Origin of the sequence: Spirosoma profusum (assembly GCF_014699005.1) — a bacterium.
GTDB lineage: Bacteria > Bacteroidota > Bacteroidia > Cytophagales > Spirosomataceae > Spirosoma > Spirosoma profusum.
The window spans coordinates 44675-69392 of record NZ_JACWZY010000017.1 but is presented as its reverse complement, the minus strand read 5'-3'; the positions used below and the strand labels follow the sequence as shown (position 1 = coordinate 69392).

Annotated in this window: 27 protein-coding genes; 10 read left to right on the top strand and 17 right to left on the bottom strand. The window is 46.1% G+C overall.

Annotated elements, in window-relative coordinates:
* Positions 1 to 252 precede the first annotated feature (252 nt).
* Both IC229_RS19345 and IC229_RS19340 read left to right on the top strand, forming a co-directional pair.
* A complete protein-coding gene (locus IC229_RS19345) occupies positions 253 to 2838 on the top strand; it encodes a DUF5686 and carboxypeptidase-like regulatory domain-containing protein (protein WP_190888653.1) in 2586 nt (861 codons plus the stop codon).
* A gap of 42 nt (positions 2839 to 2880) precedes the next feature.
* Positions 2881 to 3429, top strand: a complete 549-nt coding sequence (locus IC229_RS19340) for a DUF4833 domain-containing protein (protein WP_190888652.1) — start codon at positions 2881 to 2883, stop codon at positions 3427 to 3429.
* 112 nt (positions 3430 to 3541) lie between these two features.
* On the opposite strand, the gene IC229_RS19335 is transcribed toward IC229_RS19340, so the two are convergent.
* From IC229_RS19335 to IC229_RS19325, 3 genes are all read right to left on the bottom strand, one after another.
* Positions 3542 to 3901 (bottom strand): YtxH domain-containing protein, encoded by a 360-nt coding sequence (locus tag IC229_RS19335; RefSeq protein WP_190888651.1) that lies wholly within the window; start codon positions 3899 to 3901, stop codon positions 3542 to 3544.
* A 27-nt stretch (positions 3902 to 3928) separates the two neighbouring features.
* Positions 3929 to 4180 carry a YtxH domain-containing protein gene (locus IC229_RS19330; protein WP_190888650.1) on the bottom strand — a complete coding sequence of 84 codons (252 nt, stop codon included), beginning with the start codon at positions 4178 to 4180 and terminating at the stop codon, positions 3929 to 3931.
* Between the two features lie 401 nt (positions 4181 to 4581).
* Entirely contained in the window at positions 4582 to 4749 is a 168-nt protein-coding gene (locus IC229_RS19325; RefSeq protein WP_190888649.1) for a lmo0937 family membrane protein, read from the bottom strand.
* A gap of 476 nt (positions 4750 to 5225) precedes the next feature.
* Here IC229_RS19325 and IC229_RS19320 point away from each other — a divergent pair, with 476 nt between their 5' ends.
* Positions 5226 to 5609, top strand: coding sequence for a response regulator (locus tag IC229_RS19320; RefSeq protein WP_223834081.1), 384 nt, complete (start codon positions 5226 to 5228; stop codon positions 5607 to 5609).
* Positions 5610 to 5690: 81 nt separating this feature from the next.
* On the top strand, positions 5691 to 7160 hold the full coding sequence (locus IC229_RS19315; RefSeq protein ID WP_190888648.1) for a sigma-54-dependent transcriptional regulator: 1470 nt from the start codon (positions 5691 to 5693) through the stop codon (positions 7158 to 7160).
* An 82-nt stretch (positions 7161 to 7242) separates the two neighbouring features.
* Here IC229_RS19315 and IC229_RS19310 read toward each other — a convergent pair whose 3' ends face one another.
* The gene (locus IC229_RS19310; RefSeq protein ID WP_190888647.1) at positions 7243 to 7881 is read right to left on the bottom strand and encodes a porin family protein; all 639 of its coding nucleotides are present in this window, start codon (positions 7879 to 7881) and stop codon (positions 7243 to 7245) included.
* A 481-nt stretch (positions 7882 to 8362) separates the two neighbouring features.
* Between IC229_RS19310 and IC229_RS19305 the strand changes: the two genes are divergently transcribed.
* The 5 genes from IC229_RS19305 (at position 8363) to IC229_RS19285 (ending at position 11879) form a co-directional block, all read left to right on the top strand.
* A complete protein-coding gene (locus IC229_RS19305; protein WP_223834080.1) occupies positions 8363 to 8803 on the top strand; it encodes a response regulator in 441 nt (146 codons plus the stop codon).
* Positions 8804 to 8869: 66 nt separating this feature from the next.
* A complete protein-coding gene (locus tag IC229_RS19300; protein ID WP_190888646.1) occupies positions 8870 to 10357 on the top strand; it encodes a hybrid sensor histidine kinase/response regulator in 1488 nt (495 codons plus the stop codon).
* A 306-nt stretch (positions 10358 to 10663) separates the two neighbouring features.
* Positions 10664 to 10846 (top strand): DUF2188 domain-containing protein, encoded by a 183-nt coding sequence (locus IC229_RS19295; protein WP_223834079.1) that lies wholly within the window; start codon positions 10664 to 10666, stop codon positions 10844 to 10846.
* A 35-nt stretch (positions 10847 to 10881) separates the two neighbouring features.
* Positions 10882 to 11286 carry a four-helix bundle copper-binding protein gene (locus tag IC229_RS19290; RefSeq protein ID WP_190888644.1) on the top strand — a complete coding sequence of 135 codons (405 nt, stop codon included), beginning with the start codon at positions 10882 to 10884 and terminating at the stop codon, positions 11284 to 11286.
* An 89-nt stretch (positions 11287 to 11375) separates the two neighbouring features.
* Positions 11376 to 11879 (top strand): pyridoxamine 5'-phosphate oxidase family protein, encoded by a 504-nt coding sequence (locus tag IC229_RS19285; protein ID WP_190888643.1) that lies wholly within the window; start codon positions 11376 to 11378, stop codon positions 11877 to 11879.
* A gap of 79 nt (positions 11880 to 11958) precedes the next feature.
* On the opposite strand, the gene IC229_RS19280 is transcribed toward IC229_RS19285, so the two are convergent.
* The 11 genes from IC229_RS19280 to IC229_RS19225 all read right to left on the bottom strand — a co-directional run bounded on the left by IC229_RS19280 (position 11959) and on the right by IC229_RS19225 (position 22367).
* Complete coding sequence (locus IC229_RS19280; protein WP_190888642.1) at positions 11959 to 12918, bottom strand: hypothetical protein; 960 nt, start codon at positions 12916 to 12918, stop codon at positions 11959 to 11961.
* 4 nt (positions 12919 to 12922) lie between these two features.
* Positions 12923 to 13375 carry a (4Fe-4S)-binding protein gene (locus IC229_RS19275; protein WP_223834078.1) on the bottom strand — a complete coding sequence of 151 codons (453 nt, stop codon included), beginning with the start codon at positions 13373 to 13375 and terminating at the stop codon, positions 12923 to 12925.
* Positions 13376 to 13496: 121 nt separating this feature from the next.
* The gene (gene pyrE / locus IC229_RS19270; RefSeq protein ID WP_190888641.1) at positions 13497 to 14141 is read right to left on the bottom strand and encodes an orotate phosphoribosyltransferase; all 645 of its coding nucleotides are present in this window, start codon (positions 14139 to 14141) and stop codon (positions 13497 to 13499) included.
* Between the two features lie 44 nt (positions 14142 to 14185).
* The gene (locus tag IC229_RS19265; protein WP_190888640.1) at positions 14186 to 15325 is read right to left on the bottom strand and encodes an aldose epimerase family protein; all 1140 of its coding nucleotides are present in this window, start codon (positions 15323 to 15325) and stop codon (positions 14186 to 14188) included.
* A gap of 13 nt (positions 15326 to 15338) precedes the next feature.
* Positions 15339 to 16619 carry a hemolysin family protein gene (locus tag IC229_RS19260; RefSeq protein WP_190888639.1) on the bottom strand — a complete coding sequence of 427 codons (1281 nt, stop codon included), beginning with the start codon at positions 16617 to 16619 and terminating at the stop codon, positions 15339 to 15341.
* A 102-nt stretch (positions 16620 to 16721) separates the two neighbouring features.
* Positions 16722 to 16949: a hypothetical protein gene (locus IC229_RS19255; RefSeq protein ID WP_190888732.1), complete on the bottom strand. Its 228-nt coding sequence runs from the start codon at positions 16947 to 16949 to the stop codon at positions 16722 to 16724.
* Positions 16950 to 17046: 97 nt separating this feature from the next.
* The gene (gene ccsA / locus IC229_RS19250; RefSeq protein ID WP_190888638.1) at positions 17047 to 19704 is read right to left on the bottom strand and encodes a cytochrome c biogenesis protein CcsA; all 2658 of its coding nucleotides are present in this window, start codon (positions 19702 to 19704) and stop codon (positions 17047 to 17049) included.
* A 449-nt stretch (positions 19705 to 20153) separates the two neighbouring features.
* Positions 20154 to 20594 carry a cytochrome c maturation protein CcmE domain-containing protein gene (locus tag IC229_RS19240; protein ID WP_190888637.1) on the bottom strand — a complete coding sequence of 147 codons (441 nt, stop codon included), beginning with the start codon at positions 20592 to 20594 and terminating at the stop codon, positions 20154 to 20156.
* A 43-nt stretch (positions 20595 to 20637) separates the two neighbouring features.
* Positions 20638 to 20892, bottom strand: coding sequence for a CcmD family protein (locus IC229_RS19235; RefSeq protein ID WP_190888636.1), 255 nt, complete (start codon positions 20890 to 20892; stop codon positions 20638 to 20640).
* A 67-nt stretch (positions 20893 to 20959) separates the two neighbouring features.
* Positions 20960 to 21619, bottom strand: a complete 660-nt coding sequence (gene ccsA / locus IC229_RS19230; RefSeq protein WP_190888635.1) for a cytochrome c biogenesis protein CcsA — start codon at positions 21617 to 21619, stop codon at positions 20960 to 20962.
* A 73-nt stretch (positions 21620 to 21692) separates the two neighbouring features.
* Positions 21693 to 22367 (bottom strand): heme exporter protein CcmB, encoded by a 675-nt coding sequence (locus IC229_RS19225; RefSeq protein WP_190888634.1) that lies wholly within the window; start codon positions 22365 to 22367, stop codon positions 21693 to 21695.
* A 65-nt stretch (positions 22368 to 22432) separates the two neighbouring features.
* Here IC229_RS19225 and IC229_RS19220 point away from each other — a divergent pair, with 65 nt between their 5' ends.
* The gene (locus IC229_RS19220; RefSeq protein WP_190888633.1) at positions 22433 to 23206 is read left to right on the top strand and encodes a sulfite exporter TauE/SafE family protein; all 774 of its coding nucleotides are present in this window, start codon (positions 22433 to 22435) and stop codon (positions 23204 to 23206) included.
* Between the two features lie 270 nt (positions 23207 to 23476).
* On the opposite strand, the gene IC229_RS19215 is transcribed toward IC229_RS19220, so the two are convergent.
* Together IC229_RS19215 and IC229_RS19210 are read right to left on the bottom strand one after the other, a co-directional pair.
* Positions 23477 to 24322 carry a serine/threonine-protein kinase gene (locus tag IC229_RS19215; protein ID WP_190888632.1) on the bottom strand — a complete coding sequence of 282 codons (846 nt, stop codon included), beginning with the start codon at positions 24320 to 24322 and terminating at the stop codon, positions 23477 to 23479.
* A 90-nt stretch (positions 24323 to 24412) separates the two neighbouring features.
* Positions 24413 to 24679, bottom strand: coding sequence for a hypothetical protein (locus IC229_RS19210; protein ID WP_190888631.1), 267 nt, complete (start codon positions 24677 to 24679; stop codon positions 24413 to 24415).
* Between the last annotated feature and the right edge of the window lie 39 nt (positions 24680 to 24718).

Here is a 24718-nt window from a genome sequence, read left to right as displayed (position 1 = left end):
CAGAAGGCCGGTTCGCTTGAACCGGCCTTCTGCTGTTTATAACGTAGCAGTCCAGGCTACAACCTTACAATTCAGACAGCTATTCCGCCTGTTGAAGGTTAGATACTGCTAGTTCAGAGACCAATAACTTTTATAACGAAAGCACTACGTAGAGATTTGTCATGTCGATCGTACGACAGAAAAACATTGGCCTCGCATAGGGGACAATCACCACTGAGTGGTCATAGACGTACGATGAGTACAGTAAACAACATGAACACGATAAATTTACTTCCATCCATCACATTGTTACGTCGGCTTAAGCTCTTGCCGAACGCACTGAACAACGTACCATTTCGAATACGTTTGGGTTTATTTACCCTGCTGATTTTTAGTCAATTAGTTGTGCGTGCCCAATCCACGGCGAATCCAGGAACTATCTCGGGAAAGATCACGGACAAAAGTACTGGCCAGGGCGTACCGTTTGCGTCGGTGGCGGTTAAAGGCAAAGCCGTTGGTACACAGGCTGATGTTGATGGTAATTTCCAACTTCAACTACGTCAGCCAGCCGATACGTTGGTGATTTCGGCGTTGGGCTACCAACTTGCGAAAGCTGCCGTCACTACGTCTACGCTGAACGTAGCAATAGAACCAGCCGCATCTATGTTGACCGAAGTGGTCGTTCGTGCAGGAGAGAACCCCGCTTTTCGTATCCTACGAGCCGTTCACGAGCACCGGAAACAGAACGATTACAGTCAGCTACGTGGGTATGAGTACGTAGCATATAGTCAATTGGGAATCAGTATCAATCAGCTTGACGATCGTTTCCGTCAGCGCAAACCGATACGTGCCATCCTCGAGGCACTGGAAAAGAAACAGGGCGGTAAAAAAGCGGCTGAGCTGCCTGTTTTCCTGTCTGAAACCATCTCGCGGCTATATGCTCGGCAGCATCCACAACGTACCAAAGAACAAATTCTGAAGACCAACATCAACAGTGTTGGCATTACCGACGATAGCTACGTAGCACAGTTTACGGGGGCAGGTTTTAACACACTTAATTTTTATAAAAATCAGGTTGGTCTGTTTAGCAAAGAATTTATCTCACCGCTGGCCGATGGCGGCCGTTCGGCATACACCTATTTTCTGGCCGACACTACGCAGATTGGTCAGCATACGTGCTATGGTATTGATTTCGACCCGAAAAATGAACGCGATCTGGTCTTTCGGGGAAAGATGTGGATCGATACGTTGAGTTATGCGTTGGTTCGGATTGAAGCGAAGGTAGGCAAGATAGCGAATATCAATTTCATAAATCAGATTGATATTGAACAAACCTACGAGGTGGCTGGTCAGTACTGGCTGCCAGAGTCAACGCATGTATCGGCGCAGGTAGGCGAGCTAGTTAGTCATACGTTCGGTGCTAAAGTCGATTTCCTGACTACCGTTCGTCAGCCGCTGGTCAATCAACCCAAAGACGTTGATTTCTTTGTAACAGAAATAGAACTGGCCGACGATCGTGCACAATCACCCGCTGATTACTGGCCAGCTCAACGCGAGCAAACTGACTTGTCGAAACAGTTTGATCAGACCCGCGCCCTGCTGGATACCGTTCGGAATTTATCCATTGTGAGGACATATACGAAGGTTGGGCAGTTTTTGCTCAATGGTGGTAATCTGCCACTGATGCGAGGTGTCGATATCGGTTCTCTTTATTCACTCTGGGCGCGTAATTCAGTAGAAGGCAATCGACTGCGTTTGGGCTTACAGACGAATAATATGTTCAGCCGGAACTGGCAGTTGTCGGCTTATGGCGCGTATGGAACGCGGGATAAAATCTGGAAAACAGGCTGGGAAGTAAATTTCATTCCAAACCGTCGGCCAATGACGCTGATAACGCTGCGACATAGTTATGAACTGGAACAACTGGGCTTACGTCAGGAAGATTTAGTAGATAACTCGTTTTTCCGCATCACGAGCCGGTTTGGCAAGTACCGACAGGCGTATTATCAACGCGAAACGGCGCTGACAGCCCAGCGGGATTTAGGCCCCGATTTCACGCAGACGGTTGGCGTACGGCTACGTAACATGCGTTCGGTAATTCCAACCTTCTCGAATCAAGTTGATGAACCGTATAATCCAGCATTTTCCGGGCTGAACATTCAGAGTAACGAACTGTTTCTGGAGACTCGGTACGCTCCTGGTCGTTTACCTTCCAGACGTATTACTAACCGTAAAATTCGGCGCCGGCCAACCGAAGCGGCTCCAATTGTTACGTTACGTTACACGCTGGGCAATGCGGAGACTCCGGATAAACAATTCGGAACGTACCACAAATGGCAGATTCAACTCGACCACGCGCTACGCTGGGGTATTTTGGGACGTACCCAATATACCGTGCGGGCAGGATATACCCCATCAACGCTACCTTATCCGCTACTGGAAGCCCATCTGGGAAACCAGACGCCTTTTTATAACCGCAACGCGTTCAACCTGATGAATTATGCCGAGTTCGTCAGTGACCGCTACGTTTCGGTAGCCGTCGAACACAAATTCGAGGGGCTGATTACGAACCGATTACCAATTATTCGGCGGTTGGGTTGGCGCTCGTTCGTGACGGGAAAGGTACTGTGGGGTAGTCTAAGTGATAGCAATCGCGAGCTACTAGTAGTAAATGATGGAGGGGCTAAAGGAACGTTACCTGTTCACGCTCTAAGACAAGTGCCTTACGCGGAAGTTGGCTACGGTTTTGAGAACGTACTGAAAGTGCTACGTGTCGAAGCGATGCACCGACTGACATATCGGCAGAATCCCAACGTAACACCGTTTGCCGTTAAGCTGTCGTTCCAGTTCAGTTTATAGATTTTGGCCTGGAAAGGAAAATGGTACCTAACCAAAAATGTTATGAAATCGAAACGTATCGCCGGACTACTGACCGTTTTGCTGCTAGTGAGCTTTCTGCCGACGCAGGCGCTCAGGGAGTCAATGCCAGTGCCCGAGTCTTCGCCAAATCAGCTGTTTTATCTGCAACGTAGCAAAGATGCCAACACTATCATCTACGAAGCCCGTTTGTTGGCCAACCACAAACTGGATCCTGTAAAACCGGTGGATGTGTACTGGATACGTTACGCCGAAAAAGGCCAGCGCGAAGATTTGTCGGCTATGCAGTGGCGAATGGCTTACGGATATAAACACAAACCGGCTTCAGTCTCAGATACGTACGACATCAGTTTGCATGCGTTTGAAGAGCGCCCGCTTCAGGTAACGTATCATCAGGGGAAACCGGTGGCAACTATGCTGATTAGCGGGCAACGGGCCTCTTTACGAAAAGTATTTGTTCAGATCGACCCTAAACCTCATCTGATTCCGCACGTTACGTATGTGGAAATGTTTGGAACGTCGCTGACAACTAATTTACCCGTTTATGAACGTATTGTTCCCGATTATCAATGAAATGATACGTAGTACTACGTGCAAAAAATAATCCCCATCGGACTGATCCGGTGGGGATTTCACTTTCATAGACGTTGAGTAAATACTGGGTGAGCACTACGTGCTCAAATATTTATACTTTGGCAGATGATTTAGTGTTGTCAACGCCTGATTTCGCGTTGCTGGCCAGTTCATCTACTTTATCGTTGTATTGTTCTTTGCTGCTATTCAAAGCCGATTGAGCCTGATCTTTATATTGATTGTATTGCTCTTTGGCTTTGTCGGCATACTGGTTAACCTGTGTTTTGGCTTGTTCGTAGCCATCTTTTACCTGGGCAACGCCCTTTTCCCACTGATCTTTCAGATCGCCAGAACGTTTGTTGGCTTCTTCAGATAGTTTTTCGCGGGTTTCTTTGCCACTACGTGGTGCTGTCAGAATACCGATTACGACCCCCGTGAGGATACCTGTTAAAAAATCGCGTGTGCTTCTCATAATTCTATAGTTTTGAGTGATTGGTGACTATTGTTTCGCCTTACGTTTGGCCTGGCTAACAACCTCCTGTGCTTTACCAGAGGCCGTATCAACGTAATCGTTATACTGTTGTTTAATGCTGTCTAAGCCAGTTTGCAGCTGATCCTGAAGATCTTTGAAGAATGAGTCTGTTTCCGACGAAATACGTTTCCGAGTCTTTTTGCCACTTTCGGGGGCTAGTAAAACACCAATTACAGCACCTACTGCCAAGCCGACTAAAACTCCTGGTAATGATCTCATGGTCTCTTTAGTTAGTAAATGACTTTAACAATTCAATATTAGCAACCTTATAGAAAATTTTATACCAGTACCGAAAAATAAATTATAAATCGCTGTTAGCGAATGCGTTATAGAAATTATGTTACGTTCTTCATGTCAAGTGTATTGAGGATTTTTTTCTACAAGGGCGTCCACGTTTTACCCGATTCGTTTCTCAAAGTCGTAAAGTGTGATGTTTAATTGCACAGGTAACAAAGGAACTGAACAGTATATGCTACCTGTAAATGAAAATCCCCGCGCTCAATCTGGCGCAGGGATTCCGTACCCACCGTAACTTGTACTTAACCTAAAATATCTTGACGCGGAACAGACCGCATAATTTTTTATCGCCAAAGCCCACGTTCGGGCTGACATGTTCTACCTTAAACTCCGCGCCCCTGAATCAGGCGAAGGAGAATGGCAATTACGGCAATCACCAGTAGTATGTGAATCAAACCACTACTACCAATTCCGGTTCCTAATACTCCTAAGAAACCAAGTAGCCAGATTATAATCAGCACTACGGCGATTGTGTAAAGAAGGTTGCCCATTGTATATCGTGAGTAAATCAGAATTAAACCATCTCGCAATTGTTCAAGTAAGAAGAAAAATTTGTGCCAACTTCAGTGGAAAGGAAATAGATTCTGCAAACTTGACCTTATTCACTTGTAAATGAGCTTTAAACAGGGACAAAGGCATTTTTATGCGTAGTACAGGCAAAAAAAACATGGTGCAGAAAGTGTAGATAAAATTCCACACCTGTAGAATGATTGTAGAAAAATGGCGCAATTTAGAGATAGGAGGCAGTGTGTCAGTAGACCATTAAACTATCTTAAACTATAAGGTTTAATCAAAATTTTAGATGTAAATACCTAATTCATTGCTTTTTTCTGTTACTCACTGCATATAATGTATAAACGACGCGATTTCGGCACTATATTTTATATGAGATAATGATATAAGTAAAAAATTAATTATCGTGTTAAGAACAATGATTGGGGCTAACACAAGACAACAGTACAGGCCAATGGCGATTACTACAAATATAACAGCATCGAAACGTGTATTGATTATCGATGATGAGGCTGATATTTGTTTACTGTTGTCTGGATTATTACGTCGGTTGGGATATCAGCCAACATGCGCCCATTTTATCGAAGAAGGCCGACAGTGTTTACATACACAGCAGTTTGATGCTATTTTTCTAGACCTGAATTTGCCGGACGGACTGGGTTTTGACCTACTTCCATCGATTCGGGAAGAACAGCAAGTTGCTAAGGTTGTCATGATCAGTGCGTTTGACGGCCAATCTGAACGTCGGCGGGCAACTGAGCAGGGAGCCGACTATTTTATCGGAAAACCCTTTACCCGGCGTTCCGTTGAAATGGCTTTGCAAACCGTTCAGGTTTGAGTAACTTTGTTTATACAGCTAATTCAGCTCCGCTTTTCGTTATACTACTGCTGAGCATAGTTTGTCTGAGCAAACTACTTCATGGAAAAAATTCTTATTGTTGATGATAATAACGATATATGCCTGCTGTTAGAGCGTTTTCTGACCAAGCAGGGATATAAAACGGCATCGGTGCAGCGCGGTGAAGACGCGCTCGTGCTGTTACGTAAAGAGTCTTACGAGTTAGTTATCTGCGATTTTAAACTCCCCGATATTGACGGTCTGGAAATGCTACGTCGGATCAAAGTCATGAATCCGAGCACGGCTGTCATTATCATTACTGGCTATTCCGATGTTCGGATAGCTGTGCAGACCGTGAAACACGGTGCCTACGACTACGTAACGAAGCCACTTTACCCCGACGAAATACTTTTTACCATCAAAGGCGCTCTCGACCGTCGGCTTCAGTCCTTAAATGCGGCTAAGTCAACCGGGTCCGCTGATTCGACAGGTAAAGCAAGCTCGTCTAAAACATCGGCAAGTAAGCAAGTTCTCGCTCCCGACGGAAAGCGATTTATTTATGGGAAAAGTCGGGTAGCCGAGCAATTGCAGAAACACGTAGACCTGATTGCACCAACCGATATGTCGGTTATCATTACCGGCGAAACGGGTACAGGCAAAGAGTTCGTAGCCAACGCAATCCACCTCAAAAGTAAACGGGCCGATAAACCTTTTGTCGCTATAGATTGTGGAGCGCTGAGCAAAGAACTGGCGGGAAGCGAACTCTTCGGACACGTAAAAGGCTCGTTTACAGGAGCTATGTCGGATAAAGCCGGTAGCTTTGAGTACGCCAACGGCGGAACCATCTTCCTGGATGAAATAGGAAACCTCTCTTACGACAATCAGATCAAACTGCTACGTGTGCTTCAGGAACGTAAGATTCGGCGGCTGGGTAGTAATCAGGACATTCCCGTTGATGTACGTATCATTGTCGCTACCAACGAAGATTTGCGTGAAGCTGTTCGTCAGGGAAAATTCCGGGAAGATATCTATCACCGAATTGCCGAATTTGAGTTGCATCTATCACCCCTCCGTGAACGCAAGGCCGATATTATGATTTTTGCGGATCACTTCCTCGACTTGGCAAATCGTCAACTGGACAAAGAAATTTTAGGTTTCGAGGACGAAGCCAAAGAAAAACTAAAGGAATATTATTGGCACGGCAACCTACGCGAACTTCAGAACGTAGTGAAACGGGCCGTACTACTATCGCAGGGAGAGTACATTGAAGCTGACGTATTGCCTCATGAAATTATTTCTCCGCAGTATTTCCCACACGAGGATAGTTTAGCGTCAACTGTTCAGGTCCATTATGACCCGGCTCGCCCTGGCGTGCCCGTTATTAGTCAATCAGCGGCCAATCTGAAATCGGTTTCCGAAAACGCCGAACGCATCGCCATTCTTAAAGTTCTCGAAAAGACCGGCTACAATAAAACAAAAGCGGCCGAAGTACTGAACATCGACCGCAAAACGCTGTATAACAAGCTGAAAGCCTACGATATACATTTATAAATAGTGAGAGTGCGAATGAGCGAAAGAGTGAATTAGGACAGCAGCGTCCAGTCACTTTTTCGCTCATTTGCACTCTCATTACTTAATTCAGGCTAAATCCCACAGATAGCAGTCCTACGCCATTTTTGGCATTACCCAGCACTGTTTTCGCGGCACCACTGTTGGCGATATTCTGCAATCCCTGCTCGTAGCGAGCGCCGATGAATCCTTTCCCAATGTAAAAGTTTAGGCCACCGGCAATCCCATAATCGAACGTATTGAAATTATCGCGATTAATGGCACTGGAACCTATACCGAAATCTCCGTTCGTGTTGATATTTGAATTAAGCAGGTAAGCCGCGTACGGACCCGCCTGCAACTCGATTGTTGGACCTAACTTGAACGTAGCGAGTACGGGTAGCTCTGCATAATTGAGTTTGAATGTGTTACGTCCGTTAAATCCAAACGCGTTATACGTAGCAGAAGCCCCTTTGGTCATGTAGAGCAACTCAGGCTGAATAGCAAAAAATTCGCCGATAGGGGCCTGAGCAAAAACGCCAGCATGGAAACCGATACGTTCGTTTCTGTTAGTGGCTCCCTGACCATCGTAAAATAGTGAACTGGCGTTCAGACCACCCTTCAAACCAACCCGCGCCTGTGCATTAGCAGTAGACGTATTCAGGGTAAGTGCACCGACTGTCAGTGCAGCGGCCACAAGTAAGGTGTTGATTGACTTTTTCATAACGATTAAAAAGAATGAACGGCATATGATACGTATATTGCCTTACGTGACGGCGTGGGTAAAACCGTGCCAAATCCCTGAAAACAGCCTCAAATGCCAGTATACCCTTGTGTATTACGGATTTTGCCTGTGCCAGCCGCAGGAAGCTCAGGCTATTTATCGGGAAAGATATTCCCCATTTTGTAGAGGCTGACAATCAACTCTTCTATTGTAAGTAGAAACTAGTATTGTACTAGCGAATGGAAGGTGGTGATACGTCCAAAAATCTTTAGTACCAAAAAAAGAGATTCATACTTATTTTTTTGGTACGTAGAAATAGACCAATAAATAAATGTTTTTAAGTAAATTTGAAGGATGTGTTTGCTTGTTAAGTCATTCTTTGAGTATCAGATTCTGCTTTACAAATAGACTATCTAAACTCACCAATTCGTAAGAATTTAGTTTTTATTCGGTAGCCGTAACTTTTCTTTTGCCGACCTGTATGCACCGTAAATCTACTGTGATGACCATTCTTATTGCTGATGATGACGCCGACGACCGTTTATTTATGGAGCGGGCACTTCGGCAAAGTGGTTACACCCATACTATTCAGTTTGTTGAAGATGGAGAAGAATTAATGGAATATCTCAGGCATACAGGTCGTTATACGAAAGAGACGGCCCCGTGGCCAAATTTGCTGGTTCTCGACCTGAATATGCCCCGTAAAAATGGCTTTCAGGCCCTGAAAGAAATCAAGGATGATATGGAGTTGCGTCGGTTGCCCGTAGTAGTGATGACTACATCATCCGCCGATGAAGATGTGTTGAAAACCTATCACCTTGGGGTGAACTCGTTCGTAACGAAACCGTTTAATTTCAACCGATTAGTTGAAATGGTAATTGCCTTAAAAACATACTGGCTGGATACCGTAAAGCTGCCGTAACCACCGGTCTAAATGATGCTCCACCGTACATTTTATAGTTTGTGAGCTCTGATTATTTTGTGACTTATGATGCCCCTCCCCGAAATACTCGACTCTACTGAAAGAAATCTCATTCGGGTTCTGCTTATTGAAGACGACGAAGATGATTATCTGCTGACCAAATCCCTGATTTCCGCCAAAGAAAACGCTTCCATTAAACTGGACTGGGTGGATAGCTACGATCGGGCTCTCGAAGCCATCAACAGTAATCTATACGATGTTTATCTGGTCGATTTCCGATTAGGTCAATATACTGGTATTGAGCTAATTCAGGAAGCTTTCCGGCTGGGATGCCGTGCCCCAATGATTCTACTCACGGGGCAGGACGATCTCACCGTCGATCAGTCGGCACTTGAATTAGGAGCTGCTGATTATCTGGTTAAAGGACGTATCGACGCTCAGTTGTTGGGACGTAGCATTCGCTACGCATTACGTCAGGCGAGTGTACTTGCCGAAGTGGCGCAGAAAGAAAACAAATACCGCTCCCTGTTCGAGCGTTCGATAGACGCCATTTTCGTGGCTAGCGAAAACCTTCGGTTTCAGGATGCCAACTCGTCTGTCGAACAACTTTTGGGTTATACACCCCAGGAACTACGCGACTTAAATCCCGCCCGTCTGTTTGCCGACCTGAACCATCTTCGCAAATTACGTTTCAAAGTCCGTGAGCACGGTCAGATTAAAGATTTTGAAACAGTACTGATTCATCGGAATGGCCGTAAACGAATTTGCCTGATTTCGGTGTGGGCCGTTGAGGATTTAGTGGGCGAACCTGAATGGTATCAGGGAATTGTTCGGGATATTACCGACCAAAAACGGGCGCAACAGGAGCTCATTATGGCCGAAAAATTGAGTATGACCGGAAAAATTGCCCGAAGCATTGCTCATGAAGTTCGTAATCCGCTGACAAATCTAAGTCTGGCACTCGAACAACTCAAAGATGAACTGGATACGGATAGCGAGTACGTCAACATGTTCACTGAGATTCTCGGTCGGAACGTAGACCGCATCGGCCAACTGATTACAGAAATGCTTAATTCGTCCAAACCCCGCGAATTGGATCGAAAAAAGCAGGATTTTAATCAGATTGTGAAAGAAACGTTGCTGTTCATCAGCGACCGCATTAAGTTGAAGCGGATGCGAATTGATGTTCACTATTCGACCGACGACTGCCATGCGTTACTCGACCGGGATCAAGTGAAAACAGCAATTCTGAATATTATGGTGAATGCCGTGGAAGCGATGGAGGAGGGCAAAGGTATTGTTTCGGTGCGGACAAGCTGTGCGGAAGGAAACCGGGTATGCGTAGAGATTTCTGATAATGGTGGAGGAATCAGTGAAGCAGACCGACAACGACTTTTTGATCCATTTTTCACTGGGAAATCAGGTGGTATGGGGTTGGGGCTAACGGCTACGCAGAATATCATCAACAGCCATAAAGGGTCTATCGAGGTAGAAAGTCAGGTAGGAGAAGGCACTACGTTCCGCCTTTATTTTCCGAAACGAATAGACGATTAACGTAACACGTTATTTCGTGAATCTTCTACTAATCCCGGCTACTAAAAATGGCCGGGATTTTTTGTGAAATAGAGTGGGTAAAAATATACACACATGTGTAATAGGATTCCACACAATTAAATTCTGAATAAAAAGGCGACAACTAATATTATTGGGTTGCTTATTCGTAAATACTTTATAATCAATATACTAAAGTTTGGTAGTATGGGGTTATAATGCTTAAAAAAGAAGTGGCATAATAAAAGCTATATGAACTATAAATAACTACCTACTACTATGTGGACAGCAACTCATTTTCCATCCTCTATGCGTTCTTTGAACCCAACAACCCGGTTGAAAGCGATTGAGATTGCTAACCAGTTGCTGACCCAGGGTGAACTCGATAAGCAACATCTTATTGCTTTTAGCATTGAGGAAGCCCGGCGTTGGGCGCGTTGCGAACGTGTGGACCAAACGCAATGGGTAACGGGTGCCCGGCAGTACATATAATAGATAGTTTACAAGGCCTTTAATCTTACCATTCGATGATCTGGAAGAAACCAATTTACGATTCGTTGGCGAGTTGCACTACCTTATGCGACGAGTTTGCCCTGGAATGCACCCGTTCAGAAGACATAGAAAAATGGTATCGCAGTATATTCCTGGCACTCGATTGTGCCGATATGTGCCGCCAGGTATCGATACTCTACGTCCGGGGCTCTGAAAACACACCGTTATTGGCCAAAGCCTGTCTGGAAGTTTGCGAAAAACTAGGCCAGGAAGTACAACAACATAATACGGATAGTTGCCAACAGATATACGCCATCTGCCAGCAAACAATTTGCAGTTGTGTTGCCATCGAAAACATGGCTTCTCCGGTTAGAACAGAGATTGGAAATCCGACTATTAAGCCGACTTCCCTGTTTTATGGGAAGACTCTTTACAATTAATTTATAGATCGTCAGTCGGTAGTCAACAAGCGTCAGCACACTGCTAACGGCTGTTGACTACCGACTGACCGCTTTTTATACGCAACGTTATGGAAACAAACACAAAGTCGAATCAGCAGTTGGAAAAAGTGCGCGATATGATGAACGACATACGTATCGCCATGATGACTACTATCGACGCAGACGGAAATTTAGTGAGTCGTCCGATGGCTGTTCAGCAAGTTGACGACGATGGAAGTATCTGGTTCTTCACGCAACGGACATCGCCCAAAGTAGATCAGATTGATAATCACGACCATCGGGTCAATCTTGGATTTGCTTCAGTCAGTGATGCTGACTACGTATCGGTGTCAGGCACCGCACGTGAAATCGACGACCGGACCAAAATTGATGAACTCTGGAATCCAATGGCGAAAGCATGGTTTCCGGAAGGTAAAGATGATCCAGATCTAACACTCCTGAAGGTACACATCGATATGGCAGAGTATTGGAGTGCCAGCGATAGCCGTATGGTTCGTCTATTTCAGCAGGCGGCCGCCCTGGTTACCGGCAACCCTCCCGACATGGGCGAAAACGAAAAAATATACACGTAGTAGCAACTGCAAAAACGAAGCGCGTTACGTCTGTCACTGGATTTCCGGCGGCAAACGTAACGCGCTTCGCATGTAGAAACTATGCTAAACGACCCTCAGAACGTAGTGGCTGTAGCAAGCGGTACAGTAATTCAATACCGATTCCAGCTGTCAAAAGCCGCTCTTTTTTGTTCTGAAGGAACTGCTGAGTCCAATCCACAAAGCCACCATCACCAATATCAATAGTTTGCCCCTGAAGCGTGATGGTCATTTTATACTGCAACCCTTTGTAATAATTGTTATCATTTATCCCGTCAGCCATTACGTCTATTGCTACGTTGCCGAGTTGCTCGTGCAGATGATTTCCTAACGTTGTAACAAAGCCAACGGGGTCTGTGTATCCATGGCGCGGATACAGCTGAAAACGTAACGTATCAATCTGGAGTGTATCGCGGAAAAAAACCGTCATCATCGAAATCTGCTCCGTTAAAGCCTCTTTCTCAAATTGATAGTTTCCTGAATCACGGCCAGACGTAACAAAACAAGCGATCTTGAAATGCGACCGAAACCCCGGAATATCCGGTAGGGTTGGTGTCCGCAGATGCCGATGAATAGTCGAGAAACGTAGCAATTGACCCTTTTGTTGTTGGGTACTACGTTTCAAATCGGCAATGTGAAGCGCTAGGGCGTTGGTTGCATCGGCCATAACTTCCGTCTGACGGGTAGCTGAAAGAATTTTGTTCTGGTCGGCAGTGGCTACTACGGAGCAACTGCCCAACGGAGCCACCGGCGATAACTCAACCGGCGAAAAACCAAATTGGTCAAAAATGGCAAGCGTCTGGTTTTCTAACTGTCTTATTTCTAGTGGGTTGATATCAGCAGGTTTTACGAAACGATTCGTCTGATAGGTTTTTAATAAATCGGCTGGCGATAGCTGTTTTGTTTTCTGATTAAATACATCCAGTAACAGAGATGTCAGCTCAGAGCCTGTCAGTTCATTTGTCAGAATGTCAATCAGGTCGGGCCGACCAATACGTTCAGCTATTTTTTTGCCAATCATAGATTCAGCCGACAAAGCCAATTTTTACGTGAGAGCCATCGCAGTAAGGTTTGTTACCGCTCCCTCCACACCGACAAAATGCAGTAACCTTATTTTTTTGAGTCTCTTTACCGCTGGCATCTTTCACACGAAGATTGCCATAAACCAGCAGTGGTCCGTTCGGTAGCGGCTCTACAATGCTTTCAGCCTGAATATCTTCGGGTTGCACCGATTCTTCGTTCCGGAAATAACTCAGGGCTTTCGACGGGCAACGGTCCACCTGTTCGGCAATACGTTGCGAATCTGCACCTTCCATAGTGACCCAGGGGCGCTTCCGGGGATTGAAAACCTCGATTAACTGTGTCCAGCAAATTTTGGAATGAATGCAAACCGCTGGTTTCCAAACGACTGTAATTTTACCGTTTGTATATGTTTTCGTGATACCTTCGGAGGCAGCATCCTGCATTGTTTCAGCCATAACAGTCGATGGTTTGTTTATCGTTAAAGTTGCACAATTATGTAACAGATAAATAACAAGCAGGGTTTGCTACGTAGCATCTGCGAACGTAACAAACCCTGATTTATACGTAACAGAAGCCTTATTTACCCCATTCCGCCGGATTCTGCCGCCAGGTCGATAGGGATTCTATCGCTTCCGACGAAATATAGTTGAGTGCCTGCGCTTCACTCAATAACGTTTCGTAATTGCTCAAACAGACTAAAGAAACACTTTTACTGTCGAAATTTTGATCGGCTATGGGAAAACCATACGTGAAAATCGCTGCCATACCCAATACGTCGACTCCGTTCGCCCGCAATACATCAACTACTTTCAAGGAACTGCCACCGGTCGAAATCAAATCTTCGATTACCACGACGCGCTGTTTCCCACCCGGTTCCAGATAGCCTTCAATTTGCTTGCCCATTCCGTGCGCTTTTGGCTCAGGTCGAACGTAGCAATAGGGGATTCCTAACGTATCGGCCACCAGTGCACCCTGTGGAATTCCCGCCGTAGCAACACCTGCAATCATCTGGGCATCAGGGAAATGCTGATGGATAGCGTCAGCCAGCGCATTTTTAATGAAACTTCGTACTTCAGGATACGCCAACGTAACACGGTTGTCGCAGTAAATGGGCGATTTCCAGCCCGAACTCCACGTAAAAGGCTCGTCGGGGCGCAATCGAACGGCCTTTACGTCGAGCAGATGACGCGCTACCGTTTGTTGAACAGTTAAAGAATCCACAGGAAAATTGAGAAAATAAGTCGGCAAAAATAAGCAGACTTGCCCTACTTCACCGAAAATTTATAGACGGTTGTGCTTTTAAACGTATCACCCGGACGTAGCGTCGTAGTCGGAAAATCGGGCTTGTTGGGTGAATCGGGGAAGTGCTGCGTTTCGAGGCAAACCGCAAACCGCTTGGTGTAGGCAATGCCGTCGGTGCCAATAACCTTGCCATTCAGGTTATTAGCCGTATAAACCTGAACAGCAGGTTCGGTGGTCAGTACGTCCATCTGCCGTCCGCTGGTTGGGTCATATAACGTAGCAGCTTGCTTCAACTTATTCGATTTATCGGTAAACACCCAGCAGTGATCATAACCTTTACCATATTTAATCTGCGTATCGGTCGTATCGTTAATTCGGCTGCCAATGACCATCGGTTTTCTGAAATCGAATGGAGTGCCCGCCACAGATTTCAGTTCGCCCGTTGGAATCTGTTGATTATCCGTTGCCAGAACTTTGTCAGCGTTTATGGTTAATACCTCATTGAGAATATCCGCTTTCCGGCCATTCAAATTGAAATAGGCGTGATTTGTCGGGTTAAATACGGTCGGTTTGTCGGTTGTGGCTTTGTAATCAATACGTAACCCATTGTCTTTCTGAAGCGTATATTTTACTTCCACCGACAGATTGCCAGGATACCCTTCTTCGCCATCTTTCGACAGATACGTCAGAACAACCGCAGGTTCATTTCCATCGACAGGAGTAGCGTTCCAGAGTTGTTTATCGAAGCCTTTTGGGCCACCGTGAATGTGGTTGCCATTATTGTTAGGCGCCAGCGTATATTCTTTACCGTCGAGGGTAAATTTCGCTTTTCCGATGCGATTACCATATCGCCCGATGATGGGACCAAGGCTGGGTGTACCTTTCGCATAATCATCAAACGTAGGCATCCCAAGCACTACGTCCTCCATTTTTCCTGCCTTATCGGGCGTCATGATCGAAACGATATAGCCTCCATAATTGGTAATCTTCACCACCATGCCAGATGCGTTCTGAAGCGTAAAAAGCTTAGCCTCACGGCCATCGGGGAACGTACCAAAGCGTGTTGTTTCGATACCGGGTTTGGCTTCGGGTGCACTGGATGACGTAGCAATTGACTGGCTCATAGGCAGAATTCCAACTAAAAGAAGTAAGTAACGTTTCATAGAAAAGTAGGGTTTATTCGCGTGCCAGGTGAACTTTTACGGTATCGATTCGGGTACCGTCCATCGACATAATAGTAAAAGTAAAAGGGGATAGTTCAATTACTTCACCAACCTGAGGAACGTCTTCATGTATAGTCAAAATTAATCCGCCAAGTGTGTCGTAACTGCCTTCTGGAATTGACCATCCGTAGGTTTCATTGAGTTCATCAATTCCATGGCGGGCGCTCAGAAGCCAGGTACGTTCGTCTAGTTGCTGTTCCACCCAATCTTCATTGGTGTCGTATTCATCCTGAATTTCGCCGAAAATCTGTTCAACCATATCTTCAACCGTGGCAATACCCGCCGTTCCACCAAACTCATCGACCACAAGTGCCATACTTTTCCGATCGGACAGGAAACGCAGCAGCAAATCCTGAGCGGGCATTGTTTCTGGGACAGTTATCAACGGTGTAATGATTTCCTCGATAGTTGCCGGTTTTTTAAACATGGCCAGTGCGTGACAATAGCCAATCACATCGTCGATTGTGTCGCGGTAAACTACAATTTTCGAGTGCCCGCTTTCCTGAAACACCTGTTGGAGTTCGTCAATGGTATCGTCTACGGCAACGGCGTTAATGTTGGTACGTGTAACCATGCATTCGCGCACTCGTACATCCCGGAACTCAATTGCATTATTGAAAATCTGCGTATCAACCTCTACTTCTTTCTCTAAATCTGCTTTCTGATTCAGTTGCTGGAGGTACTGATTCAGGTCAGTAAGGCCAAAAACGGGGCGAATTTCCGGGTTTTTCTTCCCCATAACGTAGCGAATAAAAAACCGCGACGTACCGACCAGTACACGTACCACCGGCGCAATGGTTTTATAAATTACCCAGATGGGTACGGCCAGCATTTCCAGAAATCGGTCGGGGTGGATGAGGGCCAGACTTTTGGGTAGATAATCGGCGAGAGGCAGGAAAATCAGTGTTAAAATCAGCGTTTCGAGAGCAACTAACGTAAAGACCGACGTACCCCAGGATTCGGGTAAAATGGCCATTAAAAGCGGATTCAACACCACTACGCCCAACACTGTATAGATAACCAGAAACAACGTATTACCTGTCAACGTAGTGCCGATAAACAGAATGGGATTTTTCAGAAACCCCGATACGAGTTTTTCGCCCAGAGGCCCCTGTTTACTATGCAGTTCAAAATAGAGACGGTTGACCGATACGTAAGCCATCTCGACCGCCGAAAAAAAACCGGCCAGCACCAGGGCGAGTAGGGCTCCGAATAAAAGGGCGTATGGTTCCATGTAAATTATGAACGATGAGTGATGAACGATAAGTGATGAGTTTGCTGACGCATCTAGTCAATGTTGGCGTCAGCAAACTCATCACTTATCGTTCATCACTCATCACTTTTTTTTCTTCTTTCTGTCCTCAACCATCTGTTTGATAGTGGGAGAAATAGCTTTTTCGCGGTCGAGCCGGCGATTTTTGAAATATTGGAAGGCCAGCAGAAAGCCCAGACTCAACATGAGCAACCAGTAACTTTCGGCAAATGTTGTGCGCTGATACTCGGCAATCCAAAGTATCAGGAAACCGGCCGCTGCTGACAGCATCAATATTTCAGAAAGTTTCAGTTTCATACGTATTAGTCATCAGTCGGTATCCATTTGTCGTCAGTATCCAAAATTACCCCTAAAGTACTATCGACTAATGACGGAAGACTATTGACTCTTACTGACTTAACCTGAATTCCCGATAGCGCCGGACAGTCGCCAGAGCAAAGCCCAGCACGACGACCAACGTACCAATCCAGAGGACGTTGATAAGTGGTTTTTCGAACGCTTTCATTACAATGTAGTCGCGCTGGGTACGGTTGACCGCAAAGGTAAATTTGCCCGTTTGCGGATTGATTTCGTTCAACTGGATACGTACACCGAGTTCATCGCTGGTTTCGGCGGGGTGCGCCACCATCCGGTTTTTGATAATGAAGGCAGGATTCAGTATGTGTTCGCCGTTTTTGTCGAGTACTCGAACGCGTGCCCGTACGGCGGCATCACTCGGGCCAATCTCGACACCTTCAACCTCGTTGGCACGTATTACGTCGTCAAGGATCGCTACGTAGTCGTTGAGGAAAAACGTGTCTTTGATCGCAACTGAATACGTCTCCGTTTTCTCCCACTGCTCTTCGGCCATCGGGTCAGGAGCGGTTGCTACGTACGTATAAATGTCACGTTGCAACGAGTGGGTAATGTCGGGTGAGAGTACGACACCCATCCGTTCGTTAACCTGAAGCCGTGGATATAGCGTGAAAATTTTGCCACTTGGCTCGCGATACTCAACACCGTAATGAACGTTCTCAGGATAGAGAGCTAACGTATCACCTTTTTTGTGGTAGAGCTTACCATCTTTTTCGATGTTTCGGTTAGCAATACCGTGAAAATCACCTTCGATAACTGACACGTCGTTACGTGGTACGTAGCCCGGTACGTCGCGAACTTCAACGTACTGACCGCGATACGTTAGTTGGTATTTATCCATCTTCTCGGGCTGATTGAGCCAGAGCAGTACGTTCTCTTTATTCTCTCTGTTATCGTTTTTGGTAAAATCGTCGGTTTTTGAAATCATCAATCCGCTGTTATTCAGAGAGATAACTCGCGAATAACCCGACGAGTACAGAATCCCGATGAGCATGAGCGCCATACCAATGTGAGCAATGGCACCCCCCGTTAATCGGTAGTTTCCACGAATAATTCCCAGCAGAATAGTACCGTTGGTCATCAGTGCAAATACTGACGCAACCAGCAGCACCATGTAAGTCGGATTTTTTAGCGACCCAAACGCAATGATTCCTGCACTGACGAGTAGGGTGAGAATGGCGGGTGTTATGAGCGCATCCCACTTTTTGTTCCCAATTTTTCGCCACCACATAAACTGACCAATACCCGTCAATGAGGCAATAGCTACAAAAAACCAGGTCTGGAATTTGCCGTAGTGCGCCATCTGATCGGTTGGCAACGCTACGTTCGAAACCTTTCCGAACAATTCCACAATTTTGTTATACACCGGAATGGACGTAGTGGCAATCACCTGAAATGCAGATAGGCACAGGATTGTTGCACCGATAAACAACCAGAATTCTTTGGTATAAACTGATGCTTCCTTTTCATCACTTGGAATGATTTTCCATTTGCTGGCAGCCAAAATCACAGCCAGTACAACGAAAACCAGCAGATAAATTAGCAACTGCCCGGATAGACCCAAATCTGTAAACGAGTGAACGGATGCGTTCCCCAAAATACCACTACGTGTCAGGAACGTAGCATAAAGCACGAGCAGGAACGTAGCAATGGTAAGAATAACAGCGCTCTTCAGACCCGTAGAACTACGTTTGGCAATCAGCATGGTGTGGAGCGCTCCCACCATAACCAGCCACGGTACGTACACGGCATTTTCAACTGGGTCCCAGTTCCAATAGCCGCCAAAATTAAGGGTTTCATAAGCCCAGTAGCCGCCCATCATGATACCGACTCCAAGAATTAGCGCACCAAACAACGTCCAGGGGAGAGCAGGCCGAATCCATTCAACAGGCTGGTTACGCCAGAGACCGGCAATGCAGAAAGCGAAAGGCACTAACGTTAGGGCAAAACCGAGGAAGAGGGTCGGTGGGTGAATGACCATCCAGTAATTCTGGAGCAGTGGGTTCAGGCCGTTACCGTCTTTGGGAATAAAATTGGCGTCTGTTGCGAAAATGGGTGCATCAGGCATGGCCTCACGTAGCAAGAGAAAGGGCGTCGAACCAATTTTGAACGTATCACCGAAGACAACACCCAGAATCATCGACGCCAAAAATGCCTGTACCAGCGCGAAAATGGTCATCATGGGGGCTTCCCATCGGCTGCCGCTGGTACGTATCAGAATAACGCCTAGTATCGCATTCCAGAAGAGCCATAGCAGAAAAGAGCCTTCCTGGCTTTCCCAGAAACAGGCAATCATGTACTTTATCGGCAACGCCCGCGATGAATGGCTCCAGGCGTAGTGATACTCGAAATAATGATTGAAAATGATGTAAAACAGGCAGGCCGAGACACCCACAATAGCCGTAGCATGCAGATAAAAAGACCATCGCGCCAGTAAACGCCAGTCATCGCGGACGGGTGGTTCTGGCGTAGTCGGTTTGCTTTTACGTTTGGCTGTTTTTCCGCCGAAACGGACCTGTTCGGCTGATTCTTCACCAGCATAAGCGAGTTGAGGCTCTCGAACAGGTTCAGCCTGAGCAGCCTTTCGCTTGCCCAGCGCCGATAAAAAATAACCTAGCGTTGCGACCAAGGCCGTCACAAACGACAGGATAACGAAAAAGTGGCCAAGTTGCCCGACTGTTGTGTGTATCATTGACTAATTATTCTATGGTACTCACGCTGAGTACCAATCCAGAACTAATAGAGTTCATTGTCTTCACGAAGCGCTAACGCACGGAAATGATCACCTACTCGTGCTGACCATAAATTGGTTTTTCCACTAAGCTCTTTAAAATGAAGAGATGGATGCAGTGAATCAACTTTCAGAAGCTCAAAATTTTTGTCAGCCAGTTCTTATATTGATTCTGGTAATGCATAATACCTTTTCCAAAATTTAGCAGTTGTTCGATGATTCATAAAGATTTTGTACGACCTTGACGAATATCCTCTCTTGCTTCATTTATCAAAGCATCTAGTCGCCCAGCTTCCGCGTCCTCTTTTATTTGTTTATCCCAATGTTCAAAAAATCGAATAGGCGGGTAACAAGCCCATCTAATTCATCTGTGGGCAGTTCTTTAGCTGCTTTTTCGATTTCCTGTACGCTCATATTTTTGCGGTTTTGGCCTCGTGTTCAGTAGTTTCAAGCTTGCCGTCCTGGTATTTCGATGGGCACTTCAGCAGAATTTTGTTGCACTGGAAATGGTCGCCCTGCATCTTACCGATGATAACGATTTGCTCTGACCGTTCGAAATCCTGCGGCTTGGGGCTGTTATAAACGACCTTCTGCATTCGGTTGTCGGTATCGACGAGTGAAAACTCAAAGTGGTTTGGGTCGATGCCGGGGTTGTAGAGCATATCGACAATCTGACCCTGCGCATTTTTTTGGAGTTTACCTACTACGTGAATCTGGTTGTCGTCGCCGTCCTTAGCCATTTGCTCGGCTTTGGTGAACGTAGTATACACACTGGCGTCACCGGCGGTGCTGGCAATAATCCCAATCGCAATGGCGATGACGATAATCCCGATAATGTGAGAAATTTTCATACTATTAATTGGCTGTCAGCCATCAAGAAACGGTTTGTTGGTACTATCGACTATTGACTAACGACTTGTCTTTTACTTCTTTTTCCATTTTCCCGATTCGCTGGTCGAGACGTATCAGGTAGACGATAATCCCTGCAAATACAGCCGCGATGACCGTTACTACCACCCAGATTTTGCCATCGGCCCGAAGTCTGTCGGCCATCTCAACACCGTTCGAAACGGGTTGCTGTGCCAGTACGTGTTGGCTGATCAGAAGAAGTGCCGCCATTGGAGCTTTCGCCAAAAAAGAGAGTCGCATTTGAATACGAAAGAGTTGAAAGGATAACGAAAAAATAGATTGAATCATTCCGGGACTTTACATGAGTTTAGTCATCTAAAGCAGCTTTTACCCGGCCCAGTCGAACGCGTAATTCGGTAATCCAGATACCCAGTAACGTAAAACCGATGATTGCCGGATAGAAGACCATACGCATGGCATTGTCCATATCGTACTTGCCAAAGGCCGGATTGCCGCCATTTCCTGGATGCAGCGAATCGGTTAAACGCGGCAGCACGAAGATGAGTGGTACAAATACGGCAAAAGCGAAGATGTTATAAATCGCTGAAATGCGGGCGCGTCGTTGTTCGTCGTCGAACGAACCACGTAGTATTAGGTAAGCCATGTACATGAGCATACCAACCGCTACGCTGTTCAGTTTCGGGTCGTTTGGCCAGGGCTCTCCCCACGTAAAATTGGCCCACAGTGAACCCGTTGCGCACCCCAATAGTCCGTACAGAATAGACGTATTGGTGAATTCTACCGCCACTAAATCGTCGTCAGGTCGACCGCTACGTAGGTAGCGAACCGAATAAACAGCCGCTGTTAGCAAGAGTGTTATCATAGCAAACCAGAGCGGTACGTGGAAATACACGTTCCGAATGCTCTCGTTCAAAATCGGCTGACGAGGTACTGTACCCAGTAAGCCTTTTAATACTACGTAGGTCATAATCAGGACCGCGAGGACCTTCCACCAGTTTTTTTTCATACGTAACGCGGGAGCCAACCCGCCATTTTTTTAGTGTACTACGTTGTCGCGGGCTTCCGCCCGTGCTACGTTCTTAACTCCGCCACAAAAACGGAAATAGCAGCCACGACACGGTTATTACAATGACGTCGATAGCTAGTACAGTTCCCATTTCGTTCCAGCTACTGTTACGTTCCAGCCCATCGAGGGCGTTTTTTGAGATTTTCAGCAGCATCAGCAGCAAGGGCAGAATCGCCGGAAAACTCAAAATTGCCATTAACGTAGCGGGATTTTCGGCTTTACTCGCAATGCCCGATACGAGCGTGAGCGATGCCGCAAAGCCAACAGCCCCCAGTATAAGTGTCAGTAAATAAAGCGGTACGTCCTGAACGGGATTGCCAAGTACGAAGGCGTATACGCTAAATCCTAAAAGCGCCAGCACCAACATTAATACCGTGTTATACAGGATTTTCGACAGAATAATCAATTGCGGACTAATCAAAGTATAGTAGTACAATTGACGGCTTGCTCGCTCCTGTACGAAGCTTTTGGCGATGGCATTTATGGCCGTAAAAAGCTGAATAATCCAGAATAACGTGTTCCAGACGATGGGTGATAACTGACCGCGTCGGGTGTTGAAACTCAGGTAACACACAAACACGGCTCCAGCAATGTACAGCAGCATTCCATTGAGGGCGTAGCGTTGCCGCCATTCCAGCAGAAATTCCTTCCGCATCAACGCACTCATTTGCCGTACCGACTCTGCCATTTTTGTTTGTTTACTGCTACAAATTTACGTCACGAGGCCGAAAGTTTACGCTACTTTTGTCGACTATGTATGATAGTGCCGTTTTAACGCTTTGCGGATTTTCGTTTCTGGCCGGTTTTATTGATGCGATTATTGGCGGTGGCGGATTGATTCAGACACCTGCAATTCTTTTTACACTCCCGCAATATCCAGTTCCGATGTTGGTCGGGACTACTAAAATTCCTTCACTATCAGGTAGTTTGATGGGCGCGTTTCAATACAGTCGACGTGTTGCCGTACGTGGCCGATTTATCGGACCGATGTTGGCGATAGCCTTTGGAGCTTCTTGGCTGGGAGCGCTCACGCTTACTCAGGTGCCGAACAGTTTCATGAAACCCCTCGCACTGGTGATTTTGCTGGCAGTATTTATTTATACGATTACCAAAAAAGACTTTGGGCAGGCTCCACAGCGGGCTGTTTCGGAGCAGCAGCAACGGATTCGTATGTGGAGTATGGGCGCAATAATCGGGTTTTATGATGGATTTTTCGGGCCGGGAACAGGCAGTTTTTTAGTGCTGGGATTTATCGCGCTGATTGGTTTCGATTTCCTGAAAGCCAGCGCCCACGCCAAATTAGTAAATGCCTCAACCAATCTGGCCTGTACGTTCTTCTTCGCCAGCAAAGGACTCATTCTCTACTCGGTCGCTTTTCCGATGGCCGTGGCGAATCTATCGGGCGCATTTTTAGGGGCACGGCTCGCCATTTTGAAAGGCAATCAATTCATTCGAATATTCTTTCTGTTGATTATTGCCGCTACCATTCTGCGATTCGCGTGGGATTTGTTTGGGAAAAATGTCTAATTGATTATAACCAGTTTAATTTACGAAAATAAATTCCTAAACGAGTAGTTTTTGTCATTCTGACGAAGGAAGAATCTTAGAAACTGTCTGAAAAACCCCTAAATTCCCTGAAGGGGACTTAACTCGCACTCCAACAAAGTCCCCTTCAGGGAATTTAGGGGTTTGAACGAATTACAAAATAGTTTTCAGACAGCTTCTTAAAGTATCCCAACTCACAAGTAAAGATACTTTAAGATTCTTCCTTCGTCAGAATGACAAAAAATGTAGTATTCACAACTTCATCTTACCCCACAGTTTGCGCATGGGTTCCATCCAGTCGGATTTATCCAGTAGGGCGGGTTCCTTTATGATATCCAGCACCTGACGAGCCGTAAGTCGGCGCTCGGGCGAAACGACCAACAACTTGTTAATGAGCCGTTCGCTGGCGCGGGAAATCGCTGGCTGCAATTTGACGGGCGATAAATAATCTGCTTTCTGTATCAGTCGCCCAATTTCTGAATCGGTACTTCCCCCGAAAGGCGAATAACCCGTCAGCATTTCGTAAAATAAAACGCCTAATGCCCAACAATCAGAAGCGGCATTACTTTCGCCCGAAAACTGCTCAGGAGCCATCGAAGCAACCGTTCCGACCAGGTGCCCCTGTCTGGTAAGTCGGGGCGAATTTGCTTGTCTGGCTAAACCGAAATCGAGTAGTTTAGGTTGGCCTTCGCGAGTTAACTTAATGTTTCCAGCTTTCAGGTCGCGATGAATAATGTCGCGCTGGTGAAGGTAATCTAGCGCCGAAGCGATCTTGCCTAAATATTTCCACGCTGCCTCTTCCGACAAAGAGGCATTTTTTCGAATAACCTGTTGCAGCGTAGGCCCTTCGACGTATTCCATGACCAGACAGGGAAGATTTTTCTCGACAAAGAAGTCATAGATTAAAGCAATGTGCGGATGACGTACCGATGCCTGAAGGGCTGCTTCGTTACGGAACCGTTCGGCCTGCTCCAGCTGACTTAATAATTTGATCGCTACCGTTCGTTGAGTTGAGTCGTGGACAGCCTGATAAACTTCCCCCATACCGCCCGAACCCAGCCATTGTGTCAGCGTGTATCCCCGAATCGTTTGGTTCATGATTACTTATAAGTTGTTATTATCCAGACTAATAGGATAATGAAAGTGACAATGGAAAAAGCTAGCCAACTATTCGTCTGACGCGTTTTTTTACATTATTTTTTTCAGAGTTTTCACTTCGCCAGCTTCCTGTGGGCGTAGCGGTGGAGGGGCCAACGTCCATTTCATCTGGCAATCAGTACATTCATATAATGAACCCTTAGGAGGGCTTATTTGAGAATTTGTAAATGAACCAGTCTGAATTCCATCATAAGCCGATAAGTCAAGCAATATGATTTGCAGGAAACGTAGCGAGGCATCTTTTTTTAGTTTTTTCTCAAAAATGGTCAAGTCATTACGTGAATCGAACCAGTTCATGTTATAACGTTTGCAACGTTCGCAGGCGGTTTCGCTTTA

What these genes read in the sequence shown, in the direction of transcription:
- IC229_RS19345 (WP_190888653.1), top strand. Translation starts at nt 253, where the DNA reads ATGAACACGATAAATTTACTTCCATCCATCACATTGTTACGTCGGCTT.
- IC229_RS19340 (WP_190888652.1), top strand. Translation starts at nt 2,881, where the DNA reads ATGAAATCGAAACGTATCGCCGGACTACTGACCGTTTTGCTGCTAGTG.
- IC229_RS19335 (WP_190888651.1), bottom strand. Translation starts at nt 3,901, where the DNA reads ATGAGAAGCACACGCGATTTTTTAACAGGTATCCTCACGGGGGTCGTA.
- IC229_RS19330 (WP_190888650.1), bottom strand. Translation starts at nt 4,180, where the DNA reads ATGAGATCATTACCAGGAGTTTTAGTCGGCTTGGCAGTAGGTGCTGTA.
- IC229_RS19325 (WP_190888649.1), bottom strand. Translation starts at nt 4,749, where the DNA reads ATGGGCAACCTTCTTTACACAATCGCCGTAGTGCTGATTATAATCTGG.
- IC229_RS19320 (WP_223834081.1), top strand. Translation starts at nt 5,226, where the DNA reads ATGGCGATTACTACAAATATAACAGCATCGAAACGTGTATTGATTATC.
- IC229_RS19315 (WP_190888648.1), top strand. Translation starts at nt 5,691, where the DNA reads ATGGAAAAAATTCTTATTGTTGATGATAATAACGATATATGCCTGCTG.
- IC229_RS19310 (WP_190888647.1), bottom strand. Translation starts at nt 7,881, where the DNA reads ATGAAAAAGTCAATCAACACCTTACTTGTGGCCGCTGCACTGACAGTC.
- IC229_RS19305 (WP_223834080.1), top strand. Translation starts at nt 8,363, where the DNA reads ATGCACCGTAAATCTACTGTGATGACCATTCTTATTGCTGATGATGAC.
- IC229_RS19300 (WP_190888646.1), top strand. Translation starts at nt 8,870, where the DNA reads ATGATGCCCCTCCCCGAAATACTCGACTCTACTGAAAGAAATCTCATT.
- IC229_RS19295 (WP_223834079.1), top strand. Translation starts at nt 10,664, where the DNA reads ATGCGTTCTTTGAACCCAACAACCCGGTTGAAAGCGATTGAGATTGCT.
- IC229_RS19290 (WP_190888644.1), top strand. Translation starts at nt 10,882, where the DNA reads ATGATCTGGAAGAAACCAATTTACGATTCGTTGGCGAGTTGCACTACC.
- IC229_RS19285 (WP_190888643.1), top strand. Translation starts at nt 11,376, where the DNA reads ATGGAAACAAACACAAAGTCGAATCAGCAGTTGGAAAAAGTGCGCGAT.
- IC229_RS19280 (WP_190888642.1), bottom strand. Translation starts at nt 12,918, where the DNA reads ATGATTGGCAAAAAAATAGCTGAACGTATTGGTCGGCCCGACCTGATT.
- IC229_RS19275 (WP_223834078.1), bottom strand. Translation starts at nt 13,375, where the DNA reads ATGGCTGAAACAATGCAGGATGCTGCCTCCGAAGGTATCACGAAAACA.
- IC229_RS19265 (WP_190888640.1), bottom strand. Translation starts at nt 15,325, where the DNA reads ATGAAACGTTACTTACTTCTTTTAGTTGGAATTCTGCCTATGAGCCAG.
- IC229_RS19260 (WP_190888639.1), bottom strand. Translation starts at nt 16,619, where the DNA reads ATGGAACCATACGCCCTTTTATTCGGAGCCCTACTCGCCCTGGTGCTG.
- ccsA (WP_190888638.1), bottom strand. Translation starts at nt 19,704, where the DNA reads ATGATACACACAACAGTCGGGCAACTTGGCCACTTTTTCGTTATCCTG.
- IC229_RS19240 (WP_190888637.1), bottom strand. Translation starts at nt 20,594, where the DNA reads ATGAAAATTTCTCACATTATCGGGATTATCGTCATCGCCATTGCGATT.
- IC229_RS19235 (WP_190888636.1), bottom strand. Translation starts at nt 20,892, where the DNA reads ATGCGACTCTCTTTTTTGGCGAAAGCTCCAATGGCGGCACTTCTTCTG.
- ccsA (WP_190888635.1), bottom strand. Translation starts at nt 21,619, where the DNA reads ATGAAAAAAAACTGGTGGAAGGTCCTCGCGGTCCTGATTATGACCTAC.
- IC229_RS19225 (WP_190888634.1), bottom strand. Translation starts at nt 22,367, where the DNA reads ATGGCAGAGTCGGTACGGCAAATGAGTGCGTTGATGCGGAAGGAATTT.
- IC229_RS19220 (WP_190888633.1), top strand. Translation starts at nt 22,433, where the DNA reads ATGTATGATAGTGCCGTTTTAACGCTTTGCGGATTTTCGTTTCTGGCC.
- IC229_RS19215 (WP_190888632.1), bottom strand. Translation starts at nt 24,322, where the DNA reads ATGAACCAAACGATTCGGGGATACACGCTGACACAATGGCTGGGTTCG.
- IC229_RS19210 (WP_190888631.1), bottom strand. Translation starts at nt 24,679, where the DNA reads ATGAACTGGTTCGATTCACGTAATGACTTGACCATTTTTGAGAAAAAA.